This window comes from Vibrio cincinnatiensis DSM 19608, from assembly GCF_900167345.1.
Classification (GTDB): domain Bacteria; phylum Pseudomonadota; class Gammaproteobacteria; order Enterobacterales; family Vibrionaceae; genus Vibrio; species Vibrio cincinnatiensis.
In genome coordinates this window covers 246,429-271,639 of the sequence record NZ_FUXB01000004.1, presented here as the reverse complement: position 1 = coordinate 271,639, position 25,211 = coordinate 246,429, and the positions used below count along the sequence as shown (strand labels likewise).

General features: G+C 44.5%; 24 protein-coding genes. 22 read left to right on the top strand and 2 right to left on the bottom strand.

Features of this window, described 5'->3' with window-relative positions; translation table 11 throughout:
- The first annotated feature begins 11 nt into the window (after nucleotides 1-11).
- The 13 genes from gpt to pgpA all read left to right on the top strand — a co-directional run bounded on the left by gpt (nucleotide 12) and on the right by pgpA (nucleotide 11,099).
- Nucleotides 12-476 carry a xanthine phosphoribosyltransferase gene (gene gpt / locus B5D54_RS05500; protein WP_078925483.1) on the top strand — a complete coding sequence of 155 codons (465 nt, stop codon included), beginning with the start codon at nucleotides 12-14 and terminating at the stop codon, nucleotides 474-476.
- A gap of 110 nt (nucleotides 477-586) precedes the next feature.
- The gene (gene frsA / locus B5D54_RS05495) at nucleotides 587-1,834 is read left to right on the top strand and encodes an esterase FrsA (protein WP_078925481.1); all 1,248 of its coding nucleotides are present in this window, start codon (nucleotides 587-589) and stop codon (nucleotides 1,832-1,834) included.
- Nucleotides 1,835-1,927: 93 nt separating this feature from the next.
- Nucleotides 1,928-2,317 (top strand): sigma factor-binding protein Crl, encoded by a 390-nt coding sequence (gene crl, locus B5D54_RS05490; protein WP_078925478.1) that lies wholly within the window; start codon nucleotides 1,928-1,930, stop codon nucleotides 2,315-2,317.
- 122 nt (nucleotides 2,318-2,439) lie between these two features.
- Nucleotides 2,440-3,573, top strand: a complete 1,134-nt coding sequence (gene proB, locus B5D54_RS05485) for a glutamate 5-kinase (RefSeq protein WP_115174046.1) — start codon at nucleotides 2,440-2,442, stop codon at nucleotides 3,571-3,573.
- Between the two features lie 11 nt (nucleotides 3,574-3,584).
- Nucleotides 3,585-4,835 (top strand): glutamate-5-semialdehyde dehydrogenase, encoded by a 1,251-nt coding sequence (locus B5D54_RS05480; protein WP_078925475.1) that lies wholly within the window; start codon nucleotides 3,585-3,587, stop codon nucleotides 4,833-4,835.
- Nucleotides 4,836-4,967: 132 nt separating this feature from the next.
- Nucleotides 4,968-5,417: a transcriptional regulator NrdR gene (gene nrdR / locus B5D54_RS05475; RefSeq protein ID WP_078925473.1), complete on the top strand. Its 450-nt coding sequence runs from the start codon at nucleotides 4,968-4,970 to the stop codon at nucleotides 5,415-5,417.
- A gap of 14 nt (nucleotides 5,418-5,431) precedes the next feature.
- A complete protein-coding gene (gene ribD, locus B5D54_RS05470) occupies nucleotides 5,432-6,532 on the top strand; it encodes a bifunctional diaminohydroxyphosphoribosylaminopyrimidine deaminase/5-amino-6-(5-phosphoribosylamino)uracil reductase RibD (RefSeq protein WP_078925471.1) in 1,101 nt (366 codons plus the stop codon).
- A gap of 11 nt (nucleotides 6,533-6,543) precedes the next feature.
- The gene (locus B5D54_RS05465; RefSeq protein ID WP_078925469.1) at nucleotides 6,544-7,200 is read left to right on the top strand and encodes a riboflavin synthase; all 657 of its coding nucleotides are present in this window, start codon (nucleotides 6,544-6,546) and stop codon (nucleotides 7,198-7,200) included.
- A gap of 57 nt (nucleotides 7,201-7,257) precedes the next feature.
- On the top strand, nucleotides 7,258-8,367 hold the full coding sequence (gene ribBA / locus B5D54_RS05460) for a bifunctional 3,4-dihydroxy-2-butanone-4-phosphate synthase/GTP cyclohydrolase II (RefSeq protein WP_078925468.1): 1,110 nt from the start codon (nucleotides 7,258-7,260) through the stop codon (nucleotides 8,365-8,367).
- 190 nt (nucleotides 8,368-8,557) lie between these two features.
- Nucleotides 8,558-9,028 (top strand): 6,7-dimethyl-8-ribityllumazine synthase, encoded by a 471-nt coding sequence (gene ribH / locus B5D54_RS05455; RefSeq protein WP_078925467.1) that lies wholly within the window; start codon nucleotides 8,558-8,560, stop codon nucleotides 9,026-9,028.
- On the top strand, nucleotides 9,028-9,498 hold the full coding sequence (nusB, locus tag B5D54_RS05450) for a transcription antitermination factor NusB (protein WP_078925466.1): 471 nt from the start codon (nucleotides 9,028-9,030) through the stop codon (nucleotides 9,496-9,498). Before ribH ends, nusB begins: the two co-directional genes overlap by 1 nt.
- Before the next feature lie 123 nt (nucleotides 9,499-9,621).
- Nucleotides 9,622-10,596, top strand: coding sequence for a thiamine-phosphate kinase (thiL, locus tag B5D54_RS05445; protein ID WP_078925465.1), 975 nt, complete (start codon nucleotides 9,622-9,624; stop codon nucleotides 10,594-10,596).
- Nucleotides 10,593-11,099, top strand: a complete 507-nt coding sequence (gene pgpA / locus B5D54_RS05440; RefSeq protein WP_078925464.1) for a phosphatidylglycerophosphatase A — start codon at nucleotides 10,593-10,595, stop codon at nucleotides 11,097-11,099. The genes thiL and pgpA overlap by 4 nt, the downstream gene beginning before the upstream one ends.
- Nucleotides 11,100-11,211: 112 nt before the next feature.
- Here the strand turns inward: pgpA and glnD are convergent, their stop codons facing one another.
- Both glnD and map read right to left on the bottom strand, forming a co-directional pair.
- Nucleotides 11,212-13,833: a bifunctional uridylyltransferase/uridylyl-removing protein GlnD gene (glnD, locus tag B5D54_RS05435; protein WP_078925463.1), complete on the bottom strand. Its 2,622-nt coding sequence runs from the start codon at nucleotides 13,831-13,833 to the stop codon at nucleotides 11,212-11,214.
- Nucleotides 13,834-13,969: 136 nt separating this feature from the next.
- Nucleotides 13,970-14,812, bottom strand: a complete 843-nt coding sequence (gene map, locus B5D54_RS05430) for a type I methionyl aminopeptidase (RefSeq protein ID WP_078925462.1) — start codon at nucleotides 14,810-14,812, stop codon at nucleotides 13,970-13,972.
- A gap of 447 nt (nucleotides 14,813-15,259) precedes the next feature.
- Here map and rpsB point away from each other — a divergent pair, with 447 nt between their 5' ends.
- The 9 genes from rpsB (at nucleotide 15,260) to bamA (ending at nucleotide 25,204) form a co-directional block, all read left to right on the top strand.
- Nucleotides 15,260-15,988: a 30S ribosomal protein S2 gene (gene rpsB, locus B5D54_RS05425; RefSeq protein ID WP_115174047.1), complete on the top strand. Its 729-nt coding sequence runs from the start codon at nucleotides 15,260-15,262 to the stop codon at nucleotides 15,986-15,988.
- A gap of 130 nt (nucleotides 15,989-16,118) precedes the next feature.
- Nucleotides 16,119-16,961, top strand: coding sequence for a translation elongation factor Ts (gene tsf, locus B5D54_RS05420; RefSeq protein ID WP_078925460.1), 843 nt, complete (start codon nucleotides 16,119-16,121; stop codon nucleotides 16,959-16,961).
- Between the two features lie 143 nt (nucleotides 16,962-17,104).
- A complete protein-coding gene (pyrH, locus tag B5D54_RS05415) occupies nucleotides 17,105-17,836 on the top strand; it encodes a UMP kinase (RefSeq protein ID WP_078925459.1) in 732 nt (243 codons plus the stop codon).
- Between the two features lie 36 nt (nucleotides 17,837-17,872).
- A complete protein-coding gene (frr, locus tag B5D54_RS05410) occupies nucleotides 17,873-18,430 on the top strand; it encodes a ribosome recycling factor (protein WP_078925458.1) in 558 nt (185 codons plus the stop codon).
- 92 nt (nucleotides 18,431-18,522) lie between these two features.
- Entirely contained in the window at nucleotides 18,523-19,275 is a 753-nt protein-coding gene (uppS, locus tag B5D54_RS05405; RefSeq protein ID WP_078925457.1) for a polyprenyl diphosphate synthase, read from the top strand.
- Between the two features lie 16 nt (nucleotides 19,276-19,291).
- Nucleotides 19,292-20,134 (top strand): phosphatidate cytidylyltransferase, encoded by an 843-nt coding sequence (locus B5D54_RS05400; RefSeq protein ID WP_078925456.1) that lies wholly within the window; start codon nucleotides 19,292-19,294, stop codon nucleotides 20,132-20,134.
- A 48-nt stretch (nucleotides 20,135-20,182) separates the two neighbouring features.
- Nucleotides 20,183-21,391 carry a 1-deoxy-D-xylulose-5-phosphate reductoisomerase gene (ispC, locus tag B5D54_RS05395; protein ID WP_078925455.1) on the top strand — a complete coding sequence of 403 codons (1,209 nt, stop codon included), beginning with the start codon at nucleotides 20,183-20,185 and terminating at the stop codon, nucleotides 21,389-21,391.
- Nucleotides 21,388-22,746, top strand: a complete 1,359-nt coding sequence (gene rseP / locus B5D54_RS05390) for a sigma E protease regulator RseP (protein ID WP_078925454.1) — start codon at nucleotides 21,388-21,390, stop codon at nucleotides 22,744-22,746. The genes ispC and rseP overlap by 4 nt, the downstream gene beginning before the upstream one ends.
- Nucleotides 22,747-22,795: 49 nt before the next feature.
- A complete protein-coding gene (gene bamA, locus B5D54_RS05385; protein WP_078925453.1) occupies nucleotides 22,796-25,204 on the top strand; it encodes an outer membrane protein assembly factor BamA in 2,409 nt (802 codons plus the stop codon).
- The last annotated feature ends 7 nt before the right edge of the window (nucleotides 25,205-25,211 follow it).

Genomic DNA, 25,211 nt, shown 5'->3' with positions numbered 1-25,211 from the left:
GTTTAATTACAATGAGTAAAAAATTCGTTATCACTTGGGACAATATGCAGAAATTTTGTCGTGAACTTGCACAGCGCCAAATGCCTGCAGAACAGTGGAAGGGAATCCTAGGTGTCAGCCGAGGTGGCCTTGTTCCGGCAGCAATTCTAGCCCGTGAATTAGGTATCCGCTATGTCGATACGGTATGCATATCCAGTTATGATCATGATCATCAACGTGATATGAGTATCTTAAAAGCCCCAGAGCATGATGGCGAAGGTTTCTTAATTGTTGATGATTTGGTGGACAGTGGCGACACCGCTCGTCAGATTCGTCAAATGTATCCGAAGGCGAAATTCGTTACGGTTTGTGCAAAACCTGCGGGTAAAGATTTAGTTGATGAATATATCGTTGATATTGAACAAGATACTTGGATTGAGCAACCTTGGGATATGGCCCTCTCTTATGTTGAGCCAGTGAATCGTAAACAGAAGTAATAGAATTTTTTATCTGTCACAACTTTTCACTAAGAATGAGAAAATGGCCCTGCAAAGGGCCATTTTTTTGATTACTATGAAAGCTCAATGCCTTACTAACGAGATGTATTATGTCTGAATCAAGCAGTATCAACCTTTCTGAGACGTTATTCCAAAAACATAAACAAGCCAAAGAAACGTCCACTTTGACACAATACATGCCGAGCAGCCATGAGTTTCTTGAGCAAAAAAGGGAAAGCGATCCCTTTGCTTGGTATCGAAATTTACGTCGGTTACAGTGGGCTTGGCTTGGCGTCGATCCTATTGATCAAGAAGAAGTGCTCGCACATATCGCCTCTTCGCAACATTCAAGAACGCATGATAAATGGCTCGATACCGTGATAGGTTACCACAGCGGTAACTGGACCTATGAATGGATCCGATTAGGTTCTCGTTATCATAAACAGAGTGAAGCGTTATCCGGAGATTCGGCGGCAGAACGCATGTTCAGCGCTGCACTTTGCTATGGTATTGCTGGTTATCCACACTTAAAAAATGACACTTTGGCATTACAGGCGAGAGTGTTAGCCAATGAAGCTTATAAACGAGCGGCAGAGCTGACTAAATACACCATCAAAGAATTAGAATTTGAATATCAAGGTAAAAAAATTCTCGGGCATCTTCATTTATCTAACACGGATGAACCACAGCCGGTTGTGATGGTGAGTGCTGGGCTCGACAGTCTGCAAACCGATATGTGGCGATTATTTCGAGATTACCTAGCCAAACGTAATATTGCCATGTTAACCATTGACATGCCTTCTATCGGACATAGCCACCATTGGCCATTGACTCAAGACTCCTCCTGCCTGCATCAAGCGGTATTGAATCAATTATCGACGTTGCCTTGGGTTGATCATCATCGAGTCGGATTAGTCGGATTTCGATTTGGTGGTAATGCTATGGTGCGGTTGTCTTTTTTAGAATCAGACAAGATTAAGGCGTGTGTTTCTATTGGGGCCCCTGTGCATGATGTGTTGGTTTCGCAAACTAAAATGAAATTAATGTCAAAAATGTACTTAGATGTTTTAGCCTCGAGGCTGGGTAAGAATGTGGTAGACATTAATAGTTTATCTACTCAGTTAATGGCATGGTCGTTGAAAGTTCAGGGGATATTGGGTACTCGACGGATAAAAGTGCCTATTTTAGCGCTATCGATGGAAGGGGATCCTGTGTCACCAGCCAGTGATAATCACCTGATTGCGACATTTAGCCAAGGTGGGCAATCAAAGCGAGTAAAAAGTGAAAGTATTACACGAGGATATGAGCAATCCCTCGATTTAGCAATAAAGTGGCTAGAAGAGCAACTCTGTGGATGACTTTTATCATTAATTAGTTAAAAGTGAATGCCATGCATTTTTTAAATGTATGATTATTATAATGAATCGGCATTCTAAACATGGAGAGACAAAATGTCAGACGTGGCAAAGACCCCAACACACCATCGTTTACTTTCAGTATTGAAAGCCATTGGCCCTTATTTACGAGAAGGGCAATGTCAAGAAGGTGTCTACCTTTTTGATTGTTTGGCTGTTTGTATTAACGATAAAAAATCCCCTGAGAAGCGTGAATTTTGGGGGTGGTGGATGGAACTGACCGAAACCGATTCCGGGTTTGAAGCAAACTACCAGATTGGTCGATATAATGTGGCGGGAAACTGGGAAGTGTCATCTCTCCCAGAGCAAGCGATGAGCGATGTAGTAAGAACTCAGCAGGAGTTTCACCAAAAACTCGGGCAAACATTACAAGAACGTTTCTTATTAACCCTCTCTTTGCACCAACAATCTGTCGAATTTGCTTAGATTAATGCCAAGATGAATGAGAGAGTAAAAAAAGAGGCGGTTTAGCCTCTTTTTCCTCTTGTACAACCAGCGCTTGATTGCTAAAACATCACCTCTTAATGTTTTTCATTGCAGAAGAAATCATGACAACGAATCAACCATGCCAAATCACGCCACAAACAGTGGTAGTAAAGTTAGGTACCAGTGTATTAACGGGTGGTACTTTGGCACTTGACCGCGCACATATGGTGGAGTTAGTTCGCCAATGTGCTGAGCTCAGAAAACAAGGCCACAAAGTAGTGATTGTCTCATCGGGAGCCATTGCGGCGGGTCGAGAGCACCTCGGTTATCCAGCTTTACCCCATGCGATTTCCAGCAAACAGCTCTTGGCAGCGGTCGGTCAAAGTCAGTTGATTCAAGCATGGGAGTCTCTTTTTGCTCTGTATGGAATTAAAATCGGGCAAATGCTATTGACCAGAGCCGATTTAGAAGACAGAGAACGCTTTCTTAATGCCCGTGACACCATCAATGCGTTAGTGAATAACGATATTATTCCTATCGTTAATGAAAATGATGCGGTGGCCACCAATGAAATCAAAGTCGGTGATAATGATAACCTTTCGGCTTTGGTTGGGATTTTATGTGGTGCGGATAAGCTGTTATTGTTGACGGATCAAAAAGGTTTATTTACGGCTGATCCGCGTAAAGATCCGAATGCTGAATTGATCAAAGAAGTCAAAACCATTGATGACACCTTGAGAAAAATTGCAGGTGGCAGTGGTACCACACTCGGTACTGGTGGTATGGCGACCAAACTGCAAGCGGCTGATATTGCTCGCCGAGCGGGAATTGAAGTGATCATTGCGGCGGGCCGAGCTCAGAATGTTATTTTTGACTCCTTAAGTGAGCAACCGCAAGGTACACGATTCTTAGCATTGGAAGAGGCATTGGAAAACCGTAAGCGCTGGATATTGGCTGGCCCTGCGGCTTCTGGTGATATTATTATTGACCTTGGCGCAGCCAATGCACTACTGGAGAACGGCAGTAGTTTATTAGCGAAAGGGGTAGTTCGAGTTGAGGGGCAATTTGCTCGAGGGGAAGTGATTCGAGTAAAAGATCAACATCATCATTTAATCGCTCGAGGCATCAGTGCTTATTCAAGTCGTGATTTAGCTCAAATTGCGGGTAAACACAGTAAAATGATCATTGAGATTCTTGGCTATGACTACGGAGCTGAAGTGATCCATCGTGATAATATGGTCGTTATTCAAGAATAGGGAGAAATAGCGTGGATTTAATCCAAATGGGCCAAGCGGCGAAAGCGGCCTCTTTTCAACTCGCCACCACATCAACCGCACAGAAAAACCGTGCATTAGCCATGATTGCTGATGAACTTGAAGCCAATGCGACCGTTATTTTAGCTGCGAATGCACAAGATATTGCCTTGGGTAAAGAGGCGGGGTTGAGTGACGCATTGTTGGATCGCTTACTTCTGAATGAATCTCGCTTAAAGGCGATCGCCTGTGATGTGCGTAATGTGATCAGTTTATCTGATCCTGTGGGTAGCGAAATAGACAGTAAAGTATTAGAAAATGGGATGTCACTTGCACGGCGTCGCGTCCCCCTTGGGGTGGTTGGTGTGATTTACGAAGCGCGTCCTAATGTCACGATTGACATTGCAGCCTTGTGTTTAAAAACGGGTAATGCGGCTATTTTACGTGGTGGAAAAGAGACCTTTTTCTCTAATATGGAACTAGTCAAAGTTATCCAGTCGGCATTAGTTAAAGCACAGCTCCCCATTGCTGCCATTCAGTACATTGAAAACCCATCTCGTGAATGGGTTTCTCAGCTACTTAAGTTAGATGAGTACGTGGATATGATCATTCCACGCGGGGGCGCTGGTTTACATAAAATGTGTAAAGAAAATAGCACAATACCCGTTATTATTGGTGGTTTTGGGATAAGCCACATCTTTGTTGATGACAGTGCCGATCTCGATAAATCGGTTGATGTGATTGAAAATGCCAAAGTACAGCGTCCTTCTGCATGTAACTCTTTAGATACCTTATTGGTTCATGAAGCGATTGCTCAACCGTTACTCAATAAATTGGTGACAAAACTCAATGATAAGGTCACTTTTGTGGCAGAAAATCAAGCCAAAGCCTTGATGAGCGAAGCGAGAGATATTCGCTCAGCTGAGCTGGGTGACTTTGATACTGAGTGGTTGAGTTATACCTTAGGGGTAAAAGTGGTCAAAGATGTACATGAAGCCATTGAACATATGCGTACGCATAATGCTAGCCATTCTGATGCCATTATGACCAATGATCTCTTTAATGCTGAATTGTTTATTAATTCGGCTGGTTCTGCGGCTGTGTACGTTAATGCATCAACGCGTTTTACTGATGGTGCACAGTTTGGGTTAGGCGCTGAAGTGGCGGTATCGACTCAGAAACTTCATGCCCGAGGCCCGATGGGGTTAGAAGAACTGACCAGTTACAAATGGGTCGGTAAAGCCAATTATCTATCACGCCAGTAAACCAAGTAACGTGACGCTGCGTCAAGGTTAACACAATTGTGTTAATAGGTTGAGAAAAGGGGCAAATATGCCCCTTTTCCTTTTGTTCATATTCGCATTTCGGTACACTGAGTATCTTGTTATGGAGGTTATATGCATTGTCCTTTTTGTTCTGAAAACGATACGAAAGTGATCGATTCTCGCTTGGTCGCGGATGGCCATCAAGTGCGCCGTCGTCGGCAATGTTTAGCGTGTAGTGAACGTTTTACGACCTTTGAAACGGCTGAACTCGTGATGCCTAGAGTGATTAAATCCAATGGTAATCGAGAGCCATTTGATGAAGAGAAAATGGTGGGAGGCATGCAACGTGCGTTAGAAAAACGTCCGGTAAGTGCCGATGCGATAGAGCTGGCGATCAGCAATATTAAATCCAAACTGCGCGCCACTGGTGAGCGTGAAGTTCCCAGCCAACTGATTGGTAATTTAGTGATGGAACAACTTAAAGAGTTAGATAAAGTCGCTTACATCCGTTTTGCCTCTGTTTATCGTAGCTTTGAAGATATTCGTGAGTTTGGTGAAGAGATTGCCAAACTGGAAAATTGAACTTGAGGCGTAGTATGTCCAGCTTTACTCGTTTTGATTACCACATGATGGCTCATGCGCTGAAACTGGCGGAGCGTGGTCGCTTCACCACGTCGCCAAATCCTAATGTTGGTTGTGTGATCACGCAAGGTGACAACGTCGTGGGTGAAGGCTTTCACTATCGAGCGGGTCAACCTCATGCGGAAGTTCATGCGCTACGAATGGCAGGAGCGCTGGCGCAAGGGGCAACCGCCTATGTCACGCTAGAACCTTGTTCCCATTATGGAAGAACGCCACCTTGTGCCAAAGGATTAATTCAGGCAGGGGTGAGTAAAGTGATTTGTGCGATGCAAGACCCGAATCCCCAAGTTTCTGGCCGAGGCATTGCGATGTTACGGGAGGCGGGCATTGACGTTGCTGTTGGGTTGCTTGAAAGTGAAGCTAACGCCTTGAACCTAGGGTTCATTAAACGAATGCAAACAGGAATGCCTTTTGTGCAGTTAAAGTTAGCGGCTAGCCTTGATGGACAAACCGCTCTTGCTAACGGTCATAGCCAGTGGATAACCTCACCGCAAGCGCGGCAAGATGTTCAAGCTTATCGTGCTCAGGCTGGTGCCATTTTATCGACCAGTCAAACCGTAGTGAACGATAATGCCTCTTTAGCGGTTCGTTGGTCAGAATTACCCGCTCATATACAGTCAGACTATTCCCAGCACGAACTTCGCCAACCTGTACGTGTGATTTTAGACCGCCAACATCAACTGCACTCATCTTTACGCCTGTATCAAACCGAAGCCCCCGTGTTGCGTGTGGCTCAGCAGCAAGCGGAGGTGTGTGTCGCGTTGGATCCACAAGGTCGATTAGATCTTAGCCAAACCTTGGCAACGTTAGCACAGCAAGAAAATATCAACCATCTCTGGGTGGAAGCTGGGCCAACCTTAGCTAAAACGCTTCTAGAAGAAAAGCTCGTCGATGAGTTAATTATCTATTTAGCGCCTAAGATTATGGGCAGTGATGGACGTGGCTTATTTGGCGCATTAGGCTTAACGGAAATGGGCCAAGTCTTGGAGCTGAACATTAACGATTGTCGAATGATTGGGCCTGATCTTCGGTTAACCGCAACCTTAAAGCAATAAGATACGAAATTATGTTTACTGGAATTATTGAAGCGGTGGGGACATTAACCGCGATGACTCAGCAAGGCGAAGATGTTTCTATCACTGTCAATACTGGAAAGTTAGCGATGGATGATGTCAAGCTCGGGGACAGTATTGCGACGAATGGTGTCTGTTTAACAGTCGTTGCGATGACATCACACAGTTATAGCGCCGATCTTTCACTGGAAACCCTCAATAAATCGGCATTTGCGCATTATCAAGTGGGCGATAAGGTCAATTTAGAAAAAGCCATGTTGCCAACGACTCGATTTGGTGGACATATCGTTTCTGGGCATGTGGATGGTGTCGGGGAAATACTGGAGCAGAACCGTGTAGGGCGGGCCATAGAACTTTGGGTCAGCTTACCTTCTACGCTGAATAAATATGTCGCAGAGAAAGGTTCAATTACGGTTGATGGCATCAGTTTAACCGTTAATGCCTTACGTAAAGGGGCGTTTAAATTAACCATTGTCCCTCATACTTCACAAGAAACCACGATCGAGGCGTTTAAACCCGGCCATAAAGTGAATCTAGAAATTGATGTCTTGGCTCGTTATCTGGAACGATTACTTCGAGGAGACAGCCATGAAGTGGCTCCTCAATCTCGCTTAACGATGGAATTCTTACAACAAAATGGTTTTGCTTAATACCAATGCTGAGCGATGCATTGCGGTAAGCAAAGGCCTGTTCATAGGAAAAGAATGATGGCAATTAGTACCCCTCAAGAAATTATTGAAGATATCCGTTTGGGTAAAATGGTTATCCTGATGGATGATGAAGACCGCGAAAATGAAGGCGATCTGATCATGGCCGCCGAACATATTACCCCGGAAGCGATCAATTTCATGGCCACGCATGGCCGTGGGCTTATCTGTTTAACCATGACCAAAACCCGTTGTCAGCATCTTGGTCTTGCTCCGATGGTTCAAGATAATAATGCTCAATACACAACGAACTTTACTGTCTCTATTGAAGCTGCGGAAGGCGTTACCACCGGAATTTCAGCGGCTGATCGTGCCCGTACTGTTCAAGCGGCCGTCGCCCAAGAGGCGAAAGCTTCCGATTTAGTTCAGCCGGGGCATATCTTTCCATTGGCTGCCCAAGATGGCGGGGTTTTAACCCGTGCCGGGCATACTGAAGCGGGCTGTGATTTAGCGCGATTAGCGGGGTTAGAGCCAGCATCGGTGATTGTCGAAATTCTTAATGAAGACGGCACCATGGCTCGTCGTCCTGATCTGGAAATCTTTGCTGAAAAGCATGGCATCAAATTAGGGACGATTGCTGATCTTATTGAATACCGTAATCATACTGAAACGACGATTGAACGGGTGGCACAATGCCAGCTCCCTACCGAATTTGGTGAGTTTGAGCTAGTGACTTACCGTGATGTGATTGATAACCAGATTCATTTTGCCCTGAAAAAAGAGACCGCATCGACTCAAGCTCCTTTGGTAAGAGTTCATCTGCAAGATACCTTTACGGATTTACTACGGAGTGATCGAAGTGCTGAACGCAGTTGGAGTTTAGATAAAGCGATGAAGCGTATCGGCCAAGAAGGCGGAGTATTGGTGATTCTTGGTAATGAAGAGTCAACCGAACTCTTGTTGCATCGTGTAAAGATGTTTGAGCAACAAGATAAGGGTGAAGCACCGACCTTGGCGAAAAAGCAAGGAACTTCACGCCGAGTTGGGGTGGGCTCTCAGATTTTGGCTGACCTAGGGGTCAGCGAAATGCGCTTACTCTCTTCTGCGAATAAGAAATATCATGCATTAGGCGGTTTTGGCCTTAATGTGGTTGAGTACGTATGTGAATAAGTGAAGATCTTGTCATCATTCAAAAGATGGCAAGATTTCAATTCGACAAATAATGAACATTAAGTGATGTTCGTTGGCTTGAGACTTCTGGTGGTGTAGAGAGGCGTGTCAATTTCCATTAGATATCGCTCACAAATTTGTGCTAGAATCCGGCGATTCTCACTTGATGAATAGAGTTAAAGGAAAGCTTATGAAAGTGATCGAAGGTGGTTTCCCAGCACCCAATGCTAAAGTTGCGATTGTGATTTCTCGTTTCAACAGTTTTATTAACGAAAGTCTATTGTCTGGTGCCATCGATACTTTGAAGCGTCATGGCCAAGTGAGCGACGATAATATTACCGTTGTTCGTTGTCCTGGAGCCGTTGAACTTCCTCTTGTTGCACAACGTGTAGCAAAAACGGGTAAGTTTGATGCGATTGTCTCGCTCGGTTCAGTGATTCGTGGTGGTACACCACACTTTGACTATGTTTGTAGTGAAATGAATAAAGGTCTTGCCCAAGTTTCGATGGAATTTAGCATTCCCGTCGCCTTTGGTGTTTTGACTGTTGATACTATCGATCAAGCTATTGAACGCGCAGGAACCAAGGCTGGTAATAAAGGTGCCGAAGCCGCACTAAGCGCACTTGAGATGATTAACGTTCTTTCTGAAATTGATTCCTAATGGGGGCCAGCGTGAAACCAGCCGCACGTCGTAATGCACGCCAATTTGCACTACAAGCGATTTATTCATGGCAAATTACTAAAGAGAATGTGGCGACTATTGAAGAGCAGTTCTTATCCAGTGGTAAGTACGATGAAGAAGAACATCATGCTGCTGAGCCTGCTCTTGCAGCTCCAGAAACAGATGTTATCTATTTTCGTGACCTTCTAGCCGGTGTTGTTCTTAACCATACTGAATTGGATAGTAAATTGCGTCCTTTTGTTTCTCGACCAATGCAAGATCTTGATATGATGGAACTGGCATTGCTTCGCCTAGCGATGTATGAGATGACTCGACGTGATGATGTTCCCTATAAAGTTGTGATTAATGAAGCGATTGAATTGGCAAAAGTTTTTGCCGCTGAAGATAGTCATAAATTTGTAAATGGGGTGCTGGATAAAGCGGCTCCTCACGTACGAAAAAAAGCGTAAGATTATTAATGAAAGGTCAGCATCTGCTGGCCTTTTTTCTATAGCATGGGTATGGATAAGTGAACGCACATTCACCATTCCCTGTATTCGTAAATTCTATTCGCAAGCCTAGGGATTATTCCGATGTTTGGTGAATTCAACTTAATTGAAAAATACTTCTCTGATCGCCAACCTCAGCGTAAAGATGTTCATTTAGCGCTCGGGGATGATTGCGCCATTCTTCATGTACCTAATCATGTTCGAATTGCGATCAGTACAGATACACTCGTGGCTGGTACTCACTTTCTGGCCGATGCTAACCCTGCTTGGGTTGCTCATAAAGCTTTGGCTTCTAATATCAGTGATTTAGCGGCAATGGGGGCAACACCTGCTTGGGTGTCGATGGCACTGACTTTACCGAGTATTGATGAGCGCTGGTTAGCGCCTTTTTGTACGGCTTTTTTTGAGTTGGCGAATTACTATAATGTCCAATTGATCGGCGGTGATACCACCAAAGGGCCTCTTGCTATCACTTTGACAGTACAAGGATTTATTCCCCAAGATAAAGCATTACTGCGCGATCAGGCGAAGGTGGGCGACTGGATTTATGTCACCGGTGAACTTGGCGATAGCAAAGCCGGGTTAGATGTTATCCTTGACCCTAAGAAACGAGAGCACCCTTTTGCCGCCGAGTTAGAACGGCGCCATTATCTCTCGACTCCTCGAGTGTTGGTTGGTCAAGCCTTGTTGAATATTGCTTCTTCTGCGATTGATATTTCTGATGGTTTAATGGCTGACTTAGGGCATATTTTGCATCGTTCTCAAGTGGGGGCAAGTATTGATGTCAATGCCTTACCTCTTTCTAAAGAACTTAAGCAGTTTGTCGGTGAACTTTCTCTGGCTCAGCAGTATGCTTTGACCAGTGGAGAAGAGTATGAACTTTGCTTTACCGTTCCAGAAGAGAATCGAGGGGCTCTAGAAAGTGCATTAGCACATACCGCTTGTAAAGTGACCTGTATTGGTCAAATTCGTCCACAAGGCATCATTGAATTGACCAGACAAGGCAAGAAACTTGATTGGTCACTAATGGGGTATGATCATTTTAAGGAGCCTGTATGACTAATCCGATTTCACGCCTTTCTATGCGCAACCCTTGGCATTTATTGGCAACAGGATTCGGGAGTGGGTTATCTCCCATCATCCCGGGAACGGTGGGAACATTAGCATCGGTTCCTTTTTATCTGCTATTGGCGCATCTTTCTTTTTGGCCTTATGTGCTATGGGTTCTGCTTGCTTGCTTGATTGGAGTGAAAATTTGCCAAGTTACCTCCACAGATATGCAAGTTCATGATCATGGTTCGATTGTTTGGGATGAGTTTGCAGGTTTTTGGATCACCATGCTTATTGTGCCTTTTCTACAATTATCGGTTTGGGATTGGCGTTGGCCTGTAACGGGATTTGTGCTATTTCGTTTCTTTGATATGGTCAAACCGTGGCCGATTGGTTGGTTAGATAAACGTGTTGAAGGTGGGCTTGGTATCATGCTGGATGATATTGTCGCGGGTATGATGTCTGCAATAATGCTTATCATCGTGGGATCTTGGGCTGGCTGGCTTAACTAACCGGATGAATTTGTAGTATATTGCTGTTTATCAGCCTCAATATAGGCTAGGGGAACACTTCCCCCAGCCTATATTGTGATAAAACGCTTATCTTTAATATTGACCTTTTCTTTTAAGGCGCGAGTTTGGCTACGTTTTCAATTAAACGTTCACGCAGTGCTGTTTCTTCTTCTTCTGTCAATTTTCCCCCGCTGGCGCTAGTGAGAATAAATAAGTCTTCAGCCCGTTCTCCTATGGTGGTGATCTTGGCGGCATGGAGATCAATGCTGAGTTCTGAAAACGTCGCACCAACGGTTGCGAGCAATCCCGGTGTGTCTAACGCCACAAACTCCATTAAGGTGCGTTTCTTACTTTTGGTGGGGAGGAAATCAACCTGAGTACGTACTTTAAAGTGCTGTAAATTACGTGGTATACGTCGAGTTTTGATTTTTGTTGGGCGACCGTCATGTAACACATGCACTAGATGTTTTATTAAGGCTTTATGACGTATCTCTTCAATCGCTTGTCCGTTGTGATCTAAGACCATGAAAGTATCAAGAACGTAGCCATCTTTACTGGTCATGATCTGCGCGTCATGAACGTTAAGGTTACGCCTATCCAGTTCTGCCACTACGGTGGCAAATAATGCGGGTTGGTCTTTGGTGTAAACAAAGACCTCTGTCCCGCCTCGAGTGGCCTTCTTGCTGATCAAAACCAACGGCTGGCTTGGCTCATTATGTGTCAGTAGGTGACTGCCATGCCAAGCGATTTGCTTATGAGTATGACGTAAGAAATAATCGGCTTTGAAACGCTGCCAAAGTAGCTCAATGTCACGGCTTGCAAACCCTTCTTTACGCAGTAAAGCAGAAGCCATCTGTTGATTGTGGCGAATTCGTTCTCGGATATCGACCGGATATTCTAATCCGCGCCGGAGGGCTCGTTGAGTAGAATAGAACAGTTCTGCAAGTAAGGTTCGCTTCCAGCTGTTCCAAAGTTCAGGGTTAGTGGCGCAAATATCTGCAACCGTTAAGCACACTAAATATTCGAGATGTTCTTCATCGCGCACTTTTTTTGCGAACTCAATAATGACATCGGGGTCATAAATATCCCGTCTTTGGGCGGTGACCGACATTAATAAGTGATTTTGTACTAACCAAGCAACCAGCTTACCTTCGTGTTTAGAGAGTCCATGTTCAATACAGAAATCGTAAGCTTCTGCTGCGCCGATTTCAGAGTGATCGCCACCACGCCCTTTCCCAATATCATGAAATATGGCGGCAATAATCAATAGCTCTTTTTTCTGAATTTTAGGGTAGATTTCACAGCAAATAGGATGGTGTTGGTGATTTTTAGGATCGTTAAATAAATTGATGTGTTTGAGTAACCGAATACTATGTTCATCAACCGTATAAGCATGAAACAGATCAAATTGCATCTGCCCAACAATTTGGCTCCATTGAGGAAGATAAGCCGCCAAAACACCTAATTTATGCATCTGACCAAACGCTTTGTGCAGAGCATTGGGATGGCGAGTTAAGGCCATAAATTTTTTTCGTGCCGCTGGAATGGTGTGTAAAAATTTATTCAACCGACGGCGGGCAGTGCGCAGTTGGCGCATGGTAGAAGGAGCGACTCCCTGAATGGTGGAGTCACTCGCCATATGCAAGAACATATCCAAAATGGTTTCAGGCCGAGCTTGAAACAGGGCGGGTTTGCGCGCTTCAATTAATACGCCTCGGCGTTGGAAATCTTCATCGATAATCTCAGGCTCACTCTCTTCGCCATGATTTAAAATGGCTTGGTCAAATAGCTTAAGGAGCATTTTGTTGAGTTCAGCGACGCGTCGTAGCGTGCGATAAAACTCTTTCATCATCATTTCGACTGGGCGATTACCTTCACCAGTAAAACCGAGATGCTCAGCCACTTGTGCTTGATGAGCGAAGGTGAGTCGGTTGTCGTAACGTTTAAGCTCAAGGTGTAAGGCAAAACGGATGCGCCATAGAAAGTCTTGGCATTCGACTAACTCTCGATATTCAGCATCGGTGAGAAAACCAAAGCGGCTCATTTCATACAGGGATTTCGCACCAAAGTGGCGGCGAGCTACCCAGCTCAAGGTATGAATATCTCTTAACCCGCCGGGGGTAGACTTGATATCCGGTTCAAGATTATAGGTGGTGTCATGGTAGCGAGCATGGCGTTCCCGCTGCTCTTGAATTTTGGCTTGGTAGAATGTTTCGCTTGGCCAAAAAGAGTCAGAATCGACGATAGATTTAAGCTGCGAAAAGACCGCTTCACTTCCGCACAATAATCGAGCTTCTTGTAAGTTGGTGGCAACGGTTAAATCTTCACGGCCAATTTCAGCGCATTCGGATAATGTGCGTACCGCATGGCCTACTTCCAACCGTAAATCCCATAATAGAGTAATAAACTCGCTGATCTTACCGCCCAGTTCATCGGCCAGTTTGTGTTCTGACACCACTAAAATATCAATATCAGAGAGGGGATGAAGTTCTCCTCGACCATATCCTCCGACGGCAGCAAGGGCGATTTCTGGATGATGTTGAAAGCCTAAGAATTGCCAAAGTCGATGCAATAACAAATCCATGTATTCTGCACGTCCGAGTACGAGATCGTTAACCGGATGGCGAGCTAAAAATTCCTGACGTTGATAAAGGGAGAAACAGTCGAGTTGCTGCTTTAGTTCATCGACACTCAATTGAGCATCAGTAAAACGGAGAGGGGATAAATAAGGCATAGCATGCGGTCCGTGCAAGAGAGTGAACTCAGGTCTGTTACTGAATCTAACAGAGAACAATCCCCGAGCTCAAGCTCTCCTTTATATCATATCGATAGCGCTGACCGCTTTTTGCTATTAGGCGTTGTGAAAAATACTAGGCGTTGTGAAAAATACGTGGGATGGTTTCTTCTTCACGCAAGGTTAAAATCTCACAGCCATCGGCCGTGACTAACAAGGTGTGCTCCCATTGTGCTGAATTTTTGTTGTCTGCGGTATAAACCGTCCAATTGTCTTCATCATCTAGGCGGCAACCAAATTTACCTGCATTGATCATGGGTTCAATGGTAAAAATCATCCCTTCACGTAGGACGGTGCGATCATTGTTTCGGTAGTGCACCACTTGTGGTTCTTCATGGAATTCAGCCCCAATGCCATGCCCACAGTAATCACGCACAATCGAAAATTTTAAGCGCGGGTTATTTTTATTGTTGGTCTTGATGTGTTTTTCAATCGCCGTACCAATTTCACCTAATTGTACACCCGGTTTGACCTTCTTCAGCGACAGATATAGGCACTCTTGGGCAACCAAACAGAGGCGTTTATCAGCAGGAGAAACATCACCGACAAGAAACATTTTGGAGGTATCGCCATGGTAGCCATCTTTAATCACGGTGATATCGATATTCATAATATCGCCATCTTTTAGCACGGCAGGGCGCAGAATTTGACCAAAATGGCTGTCTTGTGTGGCGGGAATACCATGACAAACAATGTGGTTAATTGAGGTGCAAATGGACTTGGGAAAGCCATGGTAATTAAGTGGGGCGGGAATTGCACCTTGAACTTCAGTGATATATTGGTGGCAAATTTTATCCAGTTCTTCGGTGGTGACCCCTGGTTTGACATGGGGTTCAATCATTTCCAGAACTTGCGCGGCAAGGCGACCCGCGACTCGCATTTTTTCAATTTCTTCAGCATTTTTAATTTTTACAGACATCGGCTTTCTCTACTAATTTTTATGCACACCCGTGCTAATCGCAATATTGTAACAGTGCGAAAAGGAAGCGCAAGAACAGGGTGGAATAAGAATGAGAATGGTAGTGAATAAGTCTGTATTCTTGTTTACTTTCGGGGGGGGGATAGCGAACGACAATGTGAATGCCTTTGGCATAAAGTGAGGTTCAAACCGTAGCTATGATGGATGTTTTGCTCTTTCTCCACCAGAGTCGCGGTAATTTTTACTAGCCATATTAGGGCTAAATATGATATAAAGCGCGCCGGAATCTCGGTCTGTTTTCTTCATTTTGGCGAGATGGACTGGCTCCACACACATTTAACTTTAAATCACACACATTCCGACACGTGTTCCGGGGTGCTTCCAGTGTTTACTGAGAAGTCGGAGGCATGGGGGATGTGGAGGCCTAACCCCATAGAGGATTATATAATGGCAACTGTATCAATGCGCGATATGCTAAAAGCGGGTGTTCACTTCGGTCACCAAACTCGTTACTGGAACCCAAAAATGAAGCCATTCATCTTTGGCGCTCGCAACAAAGTTCATATCATTAACCTAGAAAAAACCGTACCAATGTTCAATGAAGCGCTTGCTGAAATGACTAAAATCGGTGAGAAAAAAGGGAAAGTTCTTTTCGTAGGTACTAAACGCGCTGCCTCTGAAGCTGTTAAAGAAGCTGCAATTGCAAGTAACCAATACTACGTAAACAACCGCTGGTTAGGCGGTATGCTAACTAACTGGAAAACAGTTCGTCAGTCAATCAAGCGTCTAAAAGATCTTGAAGTTCAGTCAACAGACGGTACTTTCGACAAGCTGACTAAGAAAGAAGCTCTAATGCGTACTCGTGAAATGGAGAAATTAGAGAAATCTCTTGGTGGTATCAAAGATATGGGTGGTCTACCAGACGCTCTATTCGTTATCGACGCTGATCACGAGCACATCGCAGTTAAAGAAGCAAACAACCTAGGCATTCCAGTTTTTGCGGTTGTTGATACTAACTCTAACCCAGATGGTGTTGATTACGTTATCCCAGGTAACGATGATGCAATCCGTGCGGTTCAACTATACTTGAACGCGGCTGCTGAATCAGTTAACGAAGGTCGCAATAAAGATGTCGCGGCAGTTGCTGAAAAAGACGGCTTTGTAGAAGCGGAATAATTTGCGGCTCTGAGTCACACTTAGCCTTATGTTTCACATGTGTGCATAGGCTAAGTTATCGTTAGCATTGGGGGCCGAATCGATAGGCCCCTAATTTTTACCATATCCTGAATCAACTGAGGAATAGAGAATGGCTGTTACTGCTGCTCTAGTTAAAGAACTGCGTGAACGTACTGGCGCAGGTATGATGGAATGTAAGAAAGCGCTTGTTGAAACCAATGGCGATATCGAACTTGCTATTGAAAACATGCGTAAAAGCGGCGCTGCTAAAGCGGCGAAAAAAGCAGGCAACATTGCTGCTGAAGGCACAATCATCATCAAAGAAGGTGCAGGTATTGCTGCTTTGGTTGAAATCAACTGCCAAACTGACTTTGTTGCAAAAGATGGTAACTTCCTAGGGTTTGCTAATGAAGTTGCAGAAGCTGCGCTAGCGTCTAAATCTGACGTAGAAGCACTGCAAGCTCAATTTGAAGAAACTCGTATTGCACTTGTGGCTAAAATTGGTGAAAACATCAATATCCGTCGCGTACAGTACATCGAAGGTCAAGACTTGGCTTCATATAGCCATGGTGCTCGTATCGGTGTTGTTGTTGCTGGTGCTGCAGATGCAGAAACACTAAAACACATCGCAATGCACGTAGCGGCTTCTCGCCCAGAATACGTTAATCCTGAAGATGTACCTGCTGATGTTGTTGCGAAAGAACGTGAAGTTCAAGTTGAAATCGCAATGAACGAAGGTAAGCCAAAAGAAATCGCAGAGAAAATGGTTGAAGGCCGTATGAAGAAATTCACCGGTGAAGTTTCTCTGACTGGTCAACCTTTTGTAATGGAACCAAAGAAAACGGTTGGTGAAATTCTAAAAGAAAAAGGTGCTTCTGTGACTTCTTTCGTTCGCCTTGAAGTCGGTGAAGGTATCGAAAAACAAGAAGGCCTAAGCTTTGCTGAAGAAGTAGCAATGGCGCAAAAAGGTTAATCGTTGTTCGATTACGCTATCAAGACCGTAGCCAAGGCTGCGGTCTTTTTACGAATACGGTGAGATTAGTTGTGATGAATATATTTATATAGTAAGTCTATTCATGACTGTTAATTAACAACACTCTTTGGAAGGTAAAGTCCATGACAACAAACCCTAAACCCGCATATCAACGTATTTTGTTAAAATTAAGCGGTGAAGCACTACAAGGCGATGAAGGTTTTGGTATCGACCCTGCTGTACTGGATCGTATGGCACAGGAAGTGAAAGAACTCGTGGAATTGGGGGTTCAAGTGGGGGTCGTCATTGGTGGCGGTAACTTGTTCCGAGGTGCAGGCCTTGCTTCTGCTGGCATGAACCGTGTTGTGGGTGACCATATGGGGATGTTGGCAACCGTGATGAACGGCTTGGCGATGCGCGATGCCCTACACCGTGCGTATGTGAATGCTCGAGTGATGTCCGCCATTCCATTGAAAGGTGTGTGTGACGATTACAATTGGGCCGATGCAATCAGTCAACTGCGCCAAGGACGAGTCGTTATTTTTTCAGCGGGTACCGGTAACCCTTTCTTTACGACAGATTCTGCCGCTTGCCTACGTGGTATCGAAATTGAAGCGGATGTCGTATTGAAAGCAACAAAAGTTGACGGTGTCTACAGTGCTGACCCTGTGGCTAACCCTGATGCTCAACTGTATGATAAACTTGCTTACAGCGATGTACTGGATAAAGAACTGAAAGTGATGGATCTTGCGGCCTTTACCCTGGCACGCGATCACAAGATGCCAATCCGTGTCTTTAATATGAATAAACCTGGGGCGTTACGCCGTGTGGTGATGGGTGAAGCAGAAGGCACGTTAATCAGTGCTGCAGTATAATCACTCTCAAGATGAAATAAGAATTAAGGTGATATTGTGATTAATGAGATCAAAAAAGACGCTCAAGAGCGTATGGAAAAAAGTGTAGAAGCGCTAAAGAACAACCTTTCTAAGATTCGTACTGGTCGTGCTCACCCAAGCCTACTTTCTGGTCTATCGGTTGAATACTATGGTTCGGCTACACCATTGAATCAAATTGCTAACGTTGTGGCTGAAGATGCTCGCACTCTGGCGATTACGGTATTTGATAAAGAGTTGACACCCAAAGTCGAGAAAGCGATTTTGATGTCTGATCTTGGCCTTAACCCAATGTCTGCGGGTACGGTAATTCGTGTACCACTACCGCCATTAACAGAAGAACGTCGCCGTGATCTAGTGAAAATCGTACGGGGTGAAGCGGAAGGCGGTCGTGTTGCTGTTCGTAATATTCGCCGTGATGCTAACAACGATCTTAAAGCACTTTTGAAAGACAAAGAAATTTCAGAAGATGAAGAGCGTAAAGCGCAAGATGAAATTCAAAAGCTAACTGATGTCGCTGTCAAAAAAATTGATGATGTATTAGCGGCAAAAGAAAAAGAGCTAATGGAAGTTTAATTCCATAAAAACTATGTAAAAAAACGCTGTGCTCACAGCCCAGCGTTTTTTTATGCTACCCTTCATCATCTTTTTGTCATCATTACGTTTCTATGCAAAAATCGCCTCTCTCTTCAGATGTACTTCCCAAGCATATTGCAATCATTATGGACGGCAACGGTCGTTGGGCAAAAGCACAAGGTAAACCTAGGGTTTTTGGTCATAAAAATGGGGTTTCGGCGGTACGCAAAACGATTTCAACATCAGCTAAGTTAGGTATCAAGGCTGTTACGTTATTTGCTTTTAGTAGTGAAAATTGGCGACGTCCTGAAGAGGAAGTCGGCGTGTTGATGGAGCTTTTTATCAGTGTTCTGTCTACCGAAGTCAAAAAATTACACAAGAATAATCTACGCCTTCGCATTATTGGGGATAAAAGTCGGTTTAGTGAGCGGTTACAAAGTAAAATAGCTCAGGCTGAAGCCTTGACCCAAGATAATACAGGGATGGTGATTAATATTGCGGCCAATTATGGCGGTAAATGGGACATCACTCAGGCAGTGCGCGATATTGCCGCACAAGTGAGCCGTGGTGATCTTCTGCTGGAAGAGATTGATGAAGCCGTTGTTGCAAGTCACTTAACCATGGCTGACCTTCCTGAGGTGGACTTGCTCATTCGCACCAGTGGTGAGTGTCGAATCAGTAATTTTATGCTTTGGCAATTGGCCTACGCAGAAATGTACTTTACCCCGGTTTTTTGGCCAGAGTTTGGTGAAGAGAGTTTAATTGAAGCGGTGACTTGGTTTGTGAATCGGGAGCGACGGTTTGGTTGTACTGGTGAGCAAATTAAGGCATTGATGACATCATAAAATAGGACGCCTAAGTTTGAAGCAAAGAATTATTACAGCGCTCTTACTTGCCCCCTTGGTTATTGCTGGGATCTTTTTTCTCCCGCTAACCGGATTTATTTTGGCCTTAGCCGTGGTCACTTTTCTGGGCTTTTGGGAATGGACTCAGTTCGTTTCCTCTTCTTCTCGCTATTTAGCATTATTACCGAGTCTCATTGTTGGGGGGGGCAGCTATTTCTTTCTTGCACCTCAACTGACGCTATCGAGTGAACTATCATCAATACAGATCGGGGTGGTAATCATAGGGGCGACTTGGTGGATTTTTTCCAGTGGTCTTGCTATCACCTATCCAAAATCTCGTTGTTGTTGGGAATCATCAAATAGCATTCGTCATCTGTTTGGTTTACTGACCTTATTACCTTTTTTCTGGAGCGTAATTTTTTTACGAGCAGAACATTTTGCTGTCGATAGCTTTCATGGCGCAAAACTCGTCTTATTTGTCTGCCTGATTGTTTGGGCGGCAGATAGCGGAGCTTACTTTGCAGGTAAAAGTTTGGGGAAACATAAAATGGCGCCGGCGGTCAGCCCCAATAAAACCATTGAAGGTCTAATTGGGGGTGTTGTGGCTGCGATGGTGGTGGGGTGGTTCTTTGCTGATGCCTTTTCAATCCAGTTTTCTTCCCCTTTTGTTATGTTACTAACCATTTTGTTGACCGTAGTGATTTCTGTCTTAGGTGACTTAGTGGAAAGCATGTTCAAGCGAGTCTCTGGCATCAAAGATAGCAGTAATATCATTCCTGGACATGGCGGTATTTTAGACCGTATTGATAGCTTAACCGCTGCTTTCCCGGTATTCGCTCTGCTCTACTTCTTATTCTAATGTCGAGTTACGATGCATGACTCGATTTAAACCATGGCGTTTTTCGATATGCGTAAATTAACGATTCTGGGAGCGACGGGATCTATCGGGGCTAGTACTCTTAAGGTGGTTGCTGAAAATCCCGAGCAATTTGTCATCGTCGCTTTAGTGGCTGGACAAAATGTGGTTAAGATGTGTGAGTTGTGTCAAACATGGCAGCCAAAGTATGCTGTGATGGCGGATGCCAAAGCAGCTCAACGCCTGAAGGAACGCTTAACCTCTTTACATCTAAACACGGAAGTGTTGTATGGCGAAGAGGCCATGTGCTATGTGGCCGCTCATGAAGAAGTCGATACGGTAATGGCGGCGATTGTTGGAGCTGCAGGTCTTATTCCAACGATGGCAGCGGTTAAAGCTGGTAAGCGAGTTTTACTGGCAAATAAAGAAGCGTTAGTGATGTCTGGTCAACTGTTTATCGATGCGGTTGATGCGTATGGCGCAACACTGTTGCCGGTTGATAGCGAGCATAATGCGATTTTCCAATGTTTACCCGTTGAGGCTCAATCTCGGTTAGGCCGTTGTGATCTCCCAGCCAGTGGTATTTCTCACATTCTTCTCACGGGGTCTGGTGGCCCTTTTCGCTACAGTGATGTTGCTTCATTGTATGATGTGACTCCTGAGCAGGCGATTGCCCACCCAAATTGGTCCATGGGGCCAAAAATTTCCGTTGATTCGGCAACCATGATGAATAAAGGCTTAGAGTATATTGAAGCTAAATGGCTTTTTAATGCCTCTCGTGAACAGTTGAATGTCCTTATTCATCCTCAATCTGTGATCCATTCTATGGTTCAGTACCAAGACGGATCAGTTATTGCTCAACTCGGTGAACCCGATATGGCAACGCCGATAGCTCAGGCTTTGGCTTATCCTCAACGCATATCGGCAGGTGTTAGCCCTCTCAATTTTACTCGTCTTAGTGAATTGACCTTCATGGAGGTCGATTATCAGCGTTACCCTTGTTTAGCATTAGCGATTGAGGCTTGCTATTTAGGTCAGCATGCGACGACTTCATTAAATGCAGCCAATGAAGTCGCTGTAGATGCTTTTTTGCGAGGTCAAATTCGTTTTACTGATATCGCAACTATTAACGATAGGGTATTGTCTAAAGTTTGTGGAACTCACAGCCCGTTACATTCCTATAACTTGGAAAGCCTACTCGAGCTCGATACAATGGCTCGCAGTTTTGCTAACCAAACCTTAAAAGAGCATATGTTATGAGTGGCATTTTGTGGAACTTCATCGCCTTTGTTGTCGCATTAGGAATTTTAGTTGCAGTACATGAGTACGGACATTTCTGGGTGGCAAGAAAATGCGGTGTGAAGGTTGAAAAGTTTTCAATCGGCTTTGGGCGTTCGATTTGGAAACGAATGGGAAAGGATGGGACTGAATATAGCATTTCGATTATCCCTTTAGGGGGCTATGTCAAAATGCTCGATAGCCGAGTGGCAGAGATCCCACTCGATCAACTCCCCTTGGCTTTTGATAAACAGCCATTATGGCAGCGCTCAGCTATTGTAAGTGCTGGGCCTATTTTTAATTTTTTATTTGCGTTAGTGGCTTATTGGTTAGTCTTTCTCATTGGCGTACCCGCTGTAAAACCAGTCATTGGCGAAGTGACGCCTTACTCCATTGCTGCTGACGCTGGAGTGGTGCCTGGAATGGAAATAAAAGCCGTTTCAGGGATGAAGACTCTGGATTGGGAATCGGTCAATATGGGGCTGATTCGTCATATTGGTAGCCCAAGCTTAACCTTAACGGTCTCTTCGCCAGGCTCCATAGGTGTAGAAGAAATCAAGACTTTTGATTTACAGTCATGGAACTTTGCCCCTGAAACAGAGTCTGCTATGGAAGCGCTAGGATTTAAACCTTTTCTGCCTGCGGTTTCGACAGAATTAGCCAGTATCTCATCCGGTAGTGCTGGGGAACGTGCAGGGTTGCAGGTCGGGGATGTGTTAACTCGAATCAATGGTCAAGCGATTTCCAGTTGGCAACAAGCGGTGTCGGATATTCAAGCCAACCCTCAACGGACATTAATCTTGGAGGTTGAGCGTAATCAGGACGTGGTTGTTTTATCGTTGACGCCAGATAGCAGAAAGCTAAACAATGGTGAGGTTATCGGTTTTGCAGGGATAGCACCTCAAGTCGCTTCATGGCCAGAGGGGTATCGTTTTGAATTACAATTTGGCCCCTTTGAGTCTATTGGTAAAGCGTTTGATAAAACTGGGCAAGTTATTCAGTTAACGCTGAGTATGCTTAAAAAGTTGATTGTCGGCGATGTGGGGTTGAATAATCTCAGCGGCCCGATTTCAATTGCTAAAGGGGCGGGAACCACGGCCGATTATGGGTTGGTTTATTTCTTAGGCTTTCTGGCTTTGATCAGTATCAATCTGGGAATTATTAACTTAGTCCCATTACCGATGCTTGATGGCGGTCACCTACTATTTTTTGCAATTGAAGCAGTAACTCGACGCCCAGTACCAGAGAAAGTACAAGAAATGGGTTATCGAGTCGGGGGAATCATTATTTTCTCACTGATGGCCTTAGCAATATTTAACGATTTTACTCGCCTGTGATAGATAAGCATTAGGCAATGGTTTGTAGTAAGGAATAACTAGAACATATATGGCGATAAAAAAAATCCTGTTAGCGACACTGCTCGCAACGAGTGTATCAGTCAATGGTGCCGAAAAATTTGTTGTTCAGGACATTCAGATTCAGGGATTACAGCGTGTTGCACTTGGGGCTGCATTATTAAGAATGCCAGTGCGTATTGGTGATACGGTTGATTCACAAGATGTGGCTCAAATTATTCAAGCGTTATACGCATCGGGAAACTTTGAAGATATTAGAGTGTTACGCGATGGTTCGGCTTTGGTCGTTCAAGTTCAGGAGCGTCCCACCATCGCCAGCGTTTCTTTTTCTGGCAATAAAGCGATTAAGCAAGAGCAACTTCAGCAAAATTTAGAGGCTTCTGGTATCCGAGTTGGAGAGGCGTTAGATCGAACCACCTTGAGTAATATTGAAAAAGGGCTCGAAGATTTTTATTACAGTGTTGGTAAATACAATGCCAATGTGAAAGCCGTTGTCACGCCTTTGCCTCGTAATCGGGCTGATTTGAAATTTGTTTTTAACGAAGGTGTTTCGGCGAAGATCCAACAGATAAACTTTATTGGTAATGAAGTCTTTAGCAATGAAGAGCTACTGTCTCGTTTTGACCTTAATGTTGACCTCTCTTGGTGGAATTTCCTCTCTGATGACAAATATCAGAAGCAAGTCCTCGCTGCGGATATTGAAGGGCTACGTACATTCTATCTGGATCGCGGATACCTTAAGTTTAGAGTGGAATCGACCCAAGTTTCTATTTCACCGGATAAAAAAGGGGTGTATATCACCCTAAACTTGAATGAAGGTTTACCTTATACCGTTAAAGATGTGCAATTCCGTGGTGAATTGATTGGAAAAGAACAAGAACTTCGTGCGCTAATTCCATTTGAGATGGGAGATACTTACCAAGGTTCTTCGGTTACCCAATTGGAAGAGGGCGTTAAGCGAGTACTTGGTGAAGCGGGCTATGCTTATCCTCAAGTACAAACTATTCCTGAGTTTGATGATGAAACCCAAGAGGTTTCACTGCTGGTACATGTGGAAGCGGGTAAGCGCATGTATGTCCGTGATATCCGTTTTATCGGTAACAATACGACTCGTGATGAAGTTTTGCGACGCGAAATGCGCCAAATGGAAGGCAGTTGGCTTAATTCCAGAGCGATTGATACTGGTAAAGCACGCCTGAACCGTTTAGGTTTCTTTGAAACGGTTGATGTACAAACGGTACGTGTTCCAGGTTCGGACGATCAGGTTGATCTTGTCTACAGTGTTAAAGAAGCAAACTCAGGTAGTATTAACTTCGGGGTGGGTTACGGGACAGAATCTGGCGTAAGTTTCACGGTTGGCTTAACTCAAGATAACTTTATGGGAAGCGGTGATCGGGTGAGCGTGAGCGCAACAACCAATGATTACCAACAAAACGTAACCTTGGAATATCGAGATCCCTACTGGAATATTGATGGTGTTAGCTTAGGTGGGCGCGTATTCTATAATAAATTTGAAGCTTCAGAGGCAGGGATCGTTGACTATACCAACCAAAGTTACGGAACGGGATTAACTTGGGGATTTCCTTTTGATGAATTAAACCGTTTTGAGTTTGGTGTTGGGTATACACACAACAAGATTGGAAATCTCACACCTTACCTGCAAGTGGAGCAATTCCTGTGTAACTTAGGGGATTGCAACCCTGACAATTTGATTACCGACGATTTTGATATCAACGTGGCTTGGACACGCAATAACCTCAATAGAGGCTATTTCCCAACCGCAGGTAACCACCAACGTGCCTTTGCCAAAATGACGGTTCCGGGTTCGGACGCACAATATTTCAAGTTGCAGTATGATGTCCGCCAGTACATCCCTTTGACGAAAAAGCATGAATTTACCCTGCTGCTTCGTGGACGTTTAGGGTATGGTAATGGTTATGGAAAAACCGATGGCAAAGATAACCTTTACCCATTTTATGAGAACTTCTATGCCGGTGGCTTTACTACTTTACGAGGCTTCGGTTCTAACTCTGCAGGCCCTAAAGCGGTGTATCGTGATTATTCTGGTTCAAACAACGGTAATGATACCGCTACCGATGACTCTGTAGGGGGGAATGCGATTGCATTGGCGAGTATGGAATTGATTGTTCCAACACCGTTTGCTTCCGATGAAGCGCGCAGTCAAGTTCGGACTAGCCTATTTATTGATATGGCGAGTGTATGGGATACGGAGTTTGATTATCGTTCTGGTGGTGCCAGTTATGGTAACCGCTATTACTATGATTACTCGGATCCAAGTAAATACCGTTCTTCGTATGGGGTTGCTTTACAGTGGATGTCTCCGATGGGGCCTCTGGTCTTTTCCCTTGCTAAACCCATTAAAAAATACGATGGTGACAATGAAGAATTCTTCACTTTCACTATTGGTCGAACCTTCTAATTTGAGG